Here is a 6642-nt window from a genome sequence, read left to right as displayed (position 1 = left end):
TTCACCAAGCGCGCCATGCTCCGAATCTTACCCAAGAAATCACCCACGTGGAAGAGCCAAATTGGGGCAAATCCGAGGGATGCAGGTGGATAGACTGGCACTCAACCCATTGGAAACAAAGACTTTGTGGGATGGTGCCGGACAGCTCTGGATGCAGGGGTGGCGGAGGGAGTGGGATTCGAACCCACGGTACGCTTTCACGCACACACGCTTTCCAAGCGTGCGCCTTAAACCGCTCGGCCATCCCTCCGGCGTGGGCGGTACATAGCCAACAACCGTCGGCGGCTCAAGCCGGCGGTGATGGGTTGTCGGATCGGGGTTATGAAACCAAGATGCCGGGGTGGTTGGGCGCAGCCGGATCGTCGCTCGAGCGGGTCGATGAACTCTCGCGCCGCGCCGTGATCACAGGGTCGCCGCCGGTGCCGTGTGTCTGTTGGGGTTTCACGTCATGGCGTCGCGTGGGCAATGGTTGCCGCGGTTTTGGTGAAGTCGTGCAGTGCGGATCGCTGTGCCGATCGGCTGACGCCGGGTTGGGTGGCGATGACGGGGCAAGCGGCCATGATCAGATCGTGGGTCAGCTCCGGATCGGTCACGGTGGCGTCGGCCTGACGGATGGCTGCGGCGAGGGTGGTTGCCTTGATCTTCAAAGAGGCGATGGTGGCGCCGCGCATGATTTGGCCCCATTGCGGCCAGTCGCTGGCGTCGCCGGGGCTCAGCATCGGGCAGTGCAGGCGCCGGGCGGCGGCTGAGGCGATTGGCGGCAGGTCGAGATAATCGGTATCGGCGGCGGCGAGCGCATGGGACGGCGCCGTCTCGCGCATGGCCAGAACCTCGGCGGCGGTGGCGTTCGCGACACCCGGATTGCCCCACGCGGTGCGGACGTAGTTCGCAATCGCCGCGATCTGATGGTCGTTGAGCGATGCGGCGTAGGAGGGCATCGCCAGGCCGCCGGGGTGCCATGGTTCCAGCCCGGCCAGGGTGGCGCCGATCACATTGTCGGCGGGGCCTTGCCAGACCGCTGCATTGCCTTTCAAATTGGGCGCAATGGCGGCATTGCCCGCGCCGTTGGCATGATGGCAGGCCGCGCAGTTTTCGGCGTAAAGCGCCCTGCCCGCGGCGATAGCGCTTGGGTGCGCCGCCGGCGGCTGCGGAGAATTGCGGCGCGGCGGCGTTGCGGTTTGCAGATAGGCGGCGAGGTCGTTGATCGCGCCGATCGGCAACTGGCTCAGGCTGTCATCGTCGACCGATTTCATCGGCCCGAAATCGGAGCCATGGGTCATGTTGCCGCCGTCATGCAGAAACGACACCAGGCTGGCCCGGCTCCAGCCGCCGATGCCATCGCGTTTCGATGACGAGATGTTGTTGGCGTACCAGGTTTCGCCCAGGATGCGGGAGCCGGCCAGGGTTTCGCCGGATTTGACCGCCAGCATGAGGTTGCGCGGCGAGTGGCAATCGCTGCAATGGCCGAGCGCCTCGACGAGATAGGCGCCGCGACGCACGGACGGTGTCCAGGTTTTGGCGTATTTTATCGGTGCATGGCTGAAAAAGAGCATCCGCCAGGTCAGGAGGCCGGCGCGGATGTTGAACGGGAAATCCAGCTGATCCTTGACGTCGGGTTGATGCACGGCCGGGATCGCATCGAGATAGGCCTTGATCGCCATGACGTCGGGCCGGCTGAGCTTCGCATAGGACGTGTAGGGCATCGCCGGGTACATATAATTCGGGAACACCAGGAGCGATTTGCCGGGAATGACACCGTCATGCAGGGCGGCCCAGAACTGGGCATCGGTCCAGCGGCCGATGCCGGTCGCCTTGTCGGGCGTGATGTTCTGGCCGAACAAGGCGCCGAACGGTGTGACGAAGGAAAACCCGCCAGCAAAGGGCTTGCCACCCGGCGCGGTGTGGCAGGGCATGCAGTCGCCCGCGGCGGCCAGAAATTCGCCGCGTTGGACAACCGCGACCTGAGCCTTGCTCATTCCGGCGGTGTTGGGGGCGGGCAGCGCCGGGTATGCGGGCGGCGATGGCGAATCGGGTGGCGCGGTCAGCGGTGCCGTCGCCTGCGCCAGATTGGTGCAGAGCAGCGCGCCACAGAAGGCGACCGCGCCTGCGACGATCCGCCGCCGCCGCGCGGACCGCTGGTTTCGTGCGGCCCGGTCATCCGTCCCGATCATTCGTATCATATCATCCGTTCCCATGCTGTCTCATTCCGGCACCAGGCGGTACCGAACCATGAACCGGGTTAGTGAAGCGCATCGGCGTGTTCATTGATCTGGATCAGATCTTTCGATCCTGTCACGAGAATGTGTGGCCGTGCCGAGCGGGGCACCGAACCGGCCGGAGATTTTACAGGGCGGGTGCATCCGCGCGACAATGGCGCGATGAAACAGCCGAAACGCAAGCCGATGCCCGGAGCAGCGCCCGGAGCGGCACCCGAGGCCGCGCCCGAAGCGCCGCGTTCGTTCTTCTGGTGGGAGGGTGACACGCTCGTGGTCAATATTCTCGGCAAACCCAGCGCCAGCAGCGATGCGATCGGCAAACCCAAGGGAACGCAGCTCAAGGTCAGCGTCACCGCCGCGCCACGCAACGGCCGGGCGACCGATCACATGGTCCGATTCCTCGCTGGCGAATTCGGCGTTGCCCCCGCGGCGATCGAGGTGGTGTTTGGCCGGATGAATGTGAACAAGCAACTCCGGATCAAGGCGCCCACCCGACTACCGCCGGTGTTTTCATGATCCGCTGACCAGGGTGGCTCACTCCGCCACGGCCATAGCACTTCGTTTCGTTGCAGCACTAACGGCGGCAAGCACCACGAGATTGGCGAACAGGGCGATGATTCCGACGTTGAGGTCCTTGATCCCCTGCGGCAGAAACGGCAGGAGGCTGCCGATCGAGGCGTGGCTGAACGTCAACCAGGCCGCGACGGCGACGCCGACCACGATGCCCGACATCGCGCCCTGACGGGTGGCGCCCAGGGCCGGAAACAGGCTGGCGACCAGCGACGGAAACATCTGGGTCACGAAACTGTAGCCGACCAGCAGAAGGGTCACGATGGTGGCGTTGCCGGTGAGGGTGAAGACCACGGCGATCAGCATCACCACCGGCACCAGACATTTGGCCAGAAACACGATCTGATCGTTGCTCGCCTGTTTGTTGTAGGCACCGTAGACATTGCGGGCCATCAAGGTCGCGGCCGTCATTGTGATCATCGAACCCGGAACGAGTGCGGTCAGCACCCCGGCGGCGCCGACGATGCCGACCACCCAGGGCGGCAGGGTTGCCACCACGAGCTTGAACAGCGCCAGATTGCTCGCTGCCCCCTTCAGACCCGGCACCTTCAGCACCGCGGCGAAGCCGACGAAATAAACGAACAGCAGGATCAGCTGATAGATCGGCAGAACGATCGCGTTCTTGCGGAACACTTTCGCATCGCGCGCCGTGTAGCAGCTGGCGAATGAGTGCGGCCACATGAAGAAACCGAGCGCGGTGAGCAGCACCGTCGAGACGAACCACCACACCGACTGCCCCTTGTCCGGAAAAATCAGGAAGCCGGGCTTGGCCTTGGCGATATCGGCGAACATCGGGCCAATGCCGCCGTAGAGATGGATCGGCAGATAGAGGCCCAGGAACAGCACGACGCCGAGGATCATGATGTCCTTGGCCACGGCGGTCCAGGCGGAACCGCGCACGCCGGAGACGATCACATAGATCGTGACCACCACGGCGCCGGTCAGAACGGCGGCGGTGTTTGAAATACCGCCATAGCCGGCCGCCCCCACGATGATACCAAGGCCGGTCAGTTGCAGCACCAGATAGGGGATCAGCGCGACGATATCGACCAGCGACACCACGATGCCGAGCGCCGGACTGTCGTATTTATGCGCGAGAAAATCGGGTTGCGACACCAAATGATGTTGCTTGGCGTAGGTCCAGACCGGCGGCAGCAGGAAATAGGCGATCACGTAGGCAAGCGTTGCATAGGCGAGAATGTAATAGGCCGGCGCCCCCAGCCCGTAAGCAAAACCGGAAGCGCCGAGGAAGGTGAATGTGGTATAAATTTCGCCGGCGAGCAGCAGAAACACCAGAATCGCGCCGAAGCCGCGGTTGCCGACGGTCCATTCCTCCAGACCCATCTGATGGCCGGACCGGGCGCCGATGCCGAGCAGGAGGGCGAAAATGACGGTCAGTCCCAACAGGATCAACGGGATCGTCATGGCGCGTCTCCCTTGTTGGCCGGGTCGAGTGCATAGACGATCGCCATGATGAGCGCGGTCAGCACGATCCACACAGTGATCCAGCCGAGCGGAAACGGCATGCCGAGAATGAACGGGTGCAGCCGGTTGTGCACGATGGGGCCGATCAACAGACCGATGAACGGCACGACGGCAAGCCATTGAAATGGTTTCACGAAACCTCCCCTGGTCGGTGTGCCGGACGTATCCCTCGCGTTACTGTGTTCCGAGAACGCGTGGCTGGCAAGTGTTATTGTGATGCCGGGGGAGGCCGGCTTCAGATCACCGATTCGGTGGCTTCAAGCGATTTCGATCGTGATTTCCGCGTCATCAGGACCGCGCGCGGTTTGAGGCTCCGATGCTCGCCCTTGCGGTGCTGGATCACGGTGCCGAAGGCGATGTGACGGCACAGATACTGGGTCGGTTCTTCCTGATTGCCCGGCTCGCGGAACATTTCGGTGAACTGCACGCGCCCGAGCACGCCGGTGCCCCCTTGGGTGCGGGCGTGGCTGCGCATCGCATTCAGGGCCGATTGGCGCACCCGCCGTTGAAATCCGGCCAGGACCTCGAGCTCCTGGTTGAAGTAGCTTTGCTGGGCATCGGCCCAGCCATAGGGGTCGGCCATCCATTCGTAATGGGCGCCGACCGCGAGGCCGACCGGCAGAATTCCGGCCTCGAGCAGGCGGGCGAATTCGAGTTGCGAGACGGTGGCAACCATGGGATCGCGCTCGTCGGCCATTCCGGCGATGCTGATGGCGGTCCCGGTGGCGCTGTAGTCCATCGAGTTGCGATCGTCCGGTTCGCTCGATTGCCGTGTGGCGAGCCTGACCTCGACCACCGCATGCGCTCCCATTAGTGCTGCTTCGTGCTGCATCCGCGCAATCGCGGTGTGCCAGCCGTCGCGATGGCCTTCGGTCCAGGAATAGCCGAAATGATACCAGCAATTGCCGGAAACCATGCCGAGGGTCTTGATGCCATGGGTGCGCAGGGTGAGCAGGTCGCCCGGCGATGCCGTGGAGACCCAGGGCAGCCGCCCGACGGCGGTGTGGCGCAGCCGTTCACCGACGAAGCCGGGAACGCCGTTATGGCGCAGGGCGGTGTGCCATTCGGCCATGCGCGCCGCCTGACGGGCCAATTCGGCGGGGTCGTTCGCCGCATTCCCCGCCACCACAGCGCCGACCACGCCCTTGAGCAGATCCTTGAACGACATTGCTGATTATTCCTTATGACATCAGAAAATCATGCAGTACGCGGTGCGCGCCCTCGGCATCGGCCGAGAGTTTACCCAGCGCCTCGTTCAGCGCGGCGAGGAATTGCGCGATCGTGAGGGTTTCGCGTTTGAGAATGACGCCGTGGGTGCCGTGCGCGCAGGAGGCGTGCAAAATGCCGTGTTCCTGTTCCAGAATATACTGCACGGCGCCGGTGTCGATGCTGATGTGATGGACATGGGCGGTTTTGCTGAACAGACCGTCTTTTTTGCGCTCAACCCGCACCAGGCCGGGCAGCGACTGTTCCAGCCGCACCGCCAGGGCCTCGACGAAGGCGGGTTGATCGGCCGCCGCACGACGCATGAAGGCGGCGTGCAGGTCGATCGCGCTGAGATCATCCTCGCTCATGAGGGTTGTTGCGGCGGCGGTTGGGACTGCGCCATTTCGGCGCGCAATTTCGCGAGCTGGTCATCGATGTCGGAGGTATCGTGCAGTTTTTCGATCTCGTGCTCGCTGCGGCTGCGATGATCGAGCGGATCATGGATCGTGCCATCGTCCATCAGGCGTTCCATGGCCTCGGCCTTGGCCGACAGGGCGTGGGTTTTATCACGCGCGCGCTGGATCGTGTCCTCAACGCCGCCCAGCCCCTGGCCGATTCCGGCAAGCTGCTGATCGACCTTCAATTCGGCGTTCGCCGCGTCGTGCTCGGCCTTGAGGGATTCCTTTTCGGTCGCGAATTGCTCGATCTTGGCTTCGAGTTTCTGCTCATATTGCTTCAGTTTTTCCGCCTGCTGCCTGACGTGCTCATAGGAGGCCTGGATCGGTTCGAGCTTGTGGGTCTCGGCCTCCTTGTCGGCGAGCGCGGCGCGCGCGAGGTCTTCGCGATTGGCTTTCAGGGCGATGTGGGCATCCGCGTCGTGGCGGCCGATCGCGGCCTGGTGATCGGCGATCTGATGCTCGAGCGTGATCTGCTCGGCGATCACGTCCGCAAGATGGCGTTTGGTTTCCTGCAGGCTGGTCACCATTTTTTCGTACGACAATTGCAGATCAGCATCGGGATCGTCCGCGGCGTCGAGCACTTTATTGGCCTTGGCGGCGATCAATGTGGTGAAACGCGACATCAGGCTCATGATTTCGCTCCGTTCGTGAAAATAAACGCTAGAGTGATATGCGATTAAGTTGACGCGACAGTGGCAACATAATCA

The 6642-nt window shown here is 63.2% G+C and carries 7 protein-coding genes and 1 tRNA gene; 1 reads left to right on the top strand and 7 read right to left on the bottom strand.

Features of this window, described 5'->3' with window-relative positions; all coding sequences use genetic code 11:
- Positions 1-160: 160 nt before the first annotated feature.
- Both ACP5E6_RS15300 and ACP5E6_RS15295 read right to left on the bottom strand, forming a co-directional pair.
- Positions 161-250, bottom strand: a tRNA-Ser gene (locus ACP5E6_RS15300).
- A gap of 196 nt (positions 251-446) precedes the next feature.
- Positions 447-2171, bottom strand: coding sequence for a c-type cytochrome (locus ACP5E6_RS15295; protein WP_427955432.1), 1725 nt, complete (start codon positions 2169-2171; stop codon positions 447-449).
- 207 nt (positions 2172-2378) lie between these two features.
- Between ACP5E6_RS15295 and ACP5E6_RS15290 the strand changes: the two genes are divergently transcribed.
- Positions 2379-2732, top strand: a complete 354-nt coding sequence (locus ACP5E6_RS15290) for a DUF167 domain-containing protein (protein WP_427955430.1) — start codon at positions 2379-2381, stop codon at positions 2730-2732.
- Positions 2733-2750: 18 nt separating this feature from the next.
- Here ACP5E6_RS15290 and ACP5E6_RS15285 read toward each other — a convergent pair whose 3' ends face one another.
- The 5 genes from ACP5E6_RS15285 to ACP5E6_RS15265 form a co-directional block, all read right to left on the bottom strand.
- A complete protein-coding gene (locus ACP5E6_RS15285; protein ID WP_427955428.1) occupies positions 2751-4211 on the bottom strand; it encodes a sodium:solute symporter family protein in 1461 nt (486 codons plus the stop codon).
- Entirely contained in the window at positions 4208-4405 is a 198-nt protein-coding gene (locus ACP5E6_RS15280; RefSeq protein WP_427955425.1) for a DUF3311 domain-containing protein, read from the bottom strand. The genes ACP5E6_RS15285 and ACP5E6_RS15280 overlap by 4 nt, the downstream gene beginning before the upstream one ends.
- A gap of 101 nt (positions 4406-4506) precedes the next feature.
- Entirely contained in the window at positions 4507-5439 is a 933-nt protein-coding gene (locus ACP5E6_RS15275) for a heavy metal-binding domain-containing protein (protein WP_427955423.1), read from the bottom strand.
- A 13-nt stretch (positions 5440-5452) separates the two neighbouring features.
- Positions 5453-5845, bottom strand: a complete 393-nt coding sequence (locus ACP5E6_RS15270; RefSeq protein ID WP_427955421.1) for a hypothetical protein — start codon at positions 5843-5845, stop codon at positions 5453-5455.
- The gene (locus ACP5E6_RS15265) at positions 5842-6567 is read right to left on the bottom strand and encodes a PspA/IM30 family protein (RefSeq protein ID WP_427955419.1); all 726 of its coding nucleotides are present in this window, start codon (positions 6565-6567) and stop codon (positions 5842-5844) included. The genes ACP5E6_RS15270 and ACP5E6_RS15265 overlap by 4 nt, the downstream gene beginning before the upstream one ends.
- Positions 6568-6642 lie beyond the last annotated feature (75 nt).

Source organism: Acidiphilium sp. (assembly GCF_049977125.1).
Classification (GTDB): Bacteria; Pseudomonadota; Alphaproteobacteria; order Acetobacterales; family Acetobacteraceae; genus Acidiphilium.
Note: the sequence above shows the minus strand (reverse complement) of the source record. Positions and strands in the feature narration are given on the sequence as shown.

Coding starts and splice junctions, on each gene's coding strand:
- ACP5E6_RS15270 (WP_427955421.1), bottom strand. CDS start 5,845: ATGAGCGAGGATGATCTCAGCGCGATCGACCTGCACGCCGCCTTCATG.
- ACP5E6_RS15285 (WP_427955428.1), bottom strand. CDS start 4,211: ATGACGATCCCGTTGATCCTGTTGGGACTGACCGTCATTTTCGCCCTC.
- ACP5E6_RS15290 (WP_427955430.1), top strand. CDS start 2,379: ATGAAACAGCCGAAACGCAAGCCGATGCCCGGAGCAGCGCCCGGAGCG.
- ACP5E6_RS15265 (WP_427955419.1), bottom strand. CDS start 6,567: ATGAGCCTGATGTCGCGTTTCACCACATTGATCGCCGCCAAGGCCAAT.
- ACP5E6_RS15295 (WP_427955432.1), bottom strand. CDS start 2,171: ATGATCGGGACGGATGACCGGGCCGCACGAAACCAGCGGTCCGCGCGG.
- ACP5E6_RS15275 (WP_427955423.1), bottom strand. CDS start 5,439: ATGTCGTTCAAGGATCTGCTCAAGGGCGTGGTCGGCGCTGTGGTGGCG.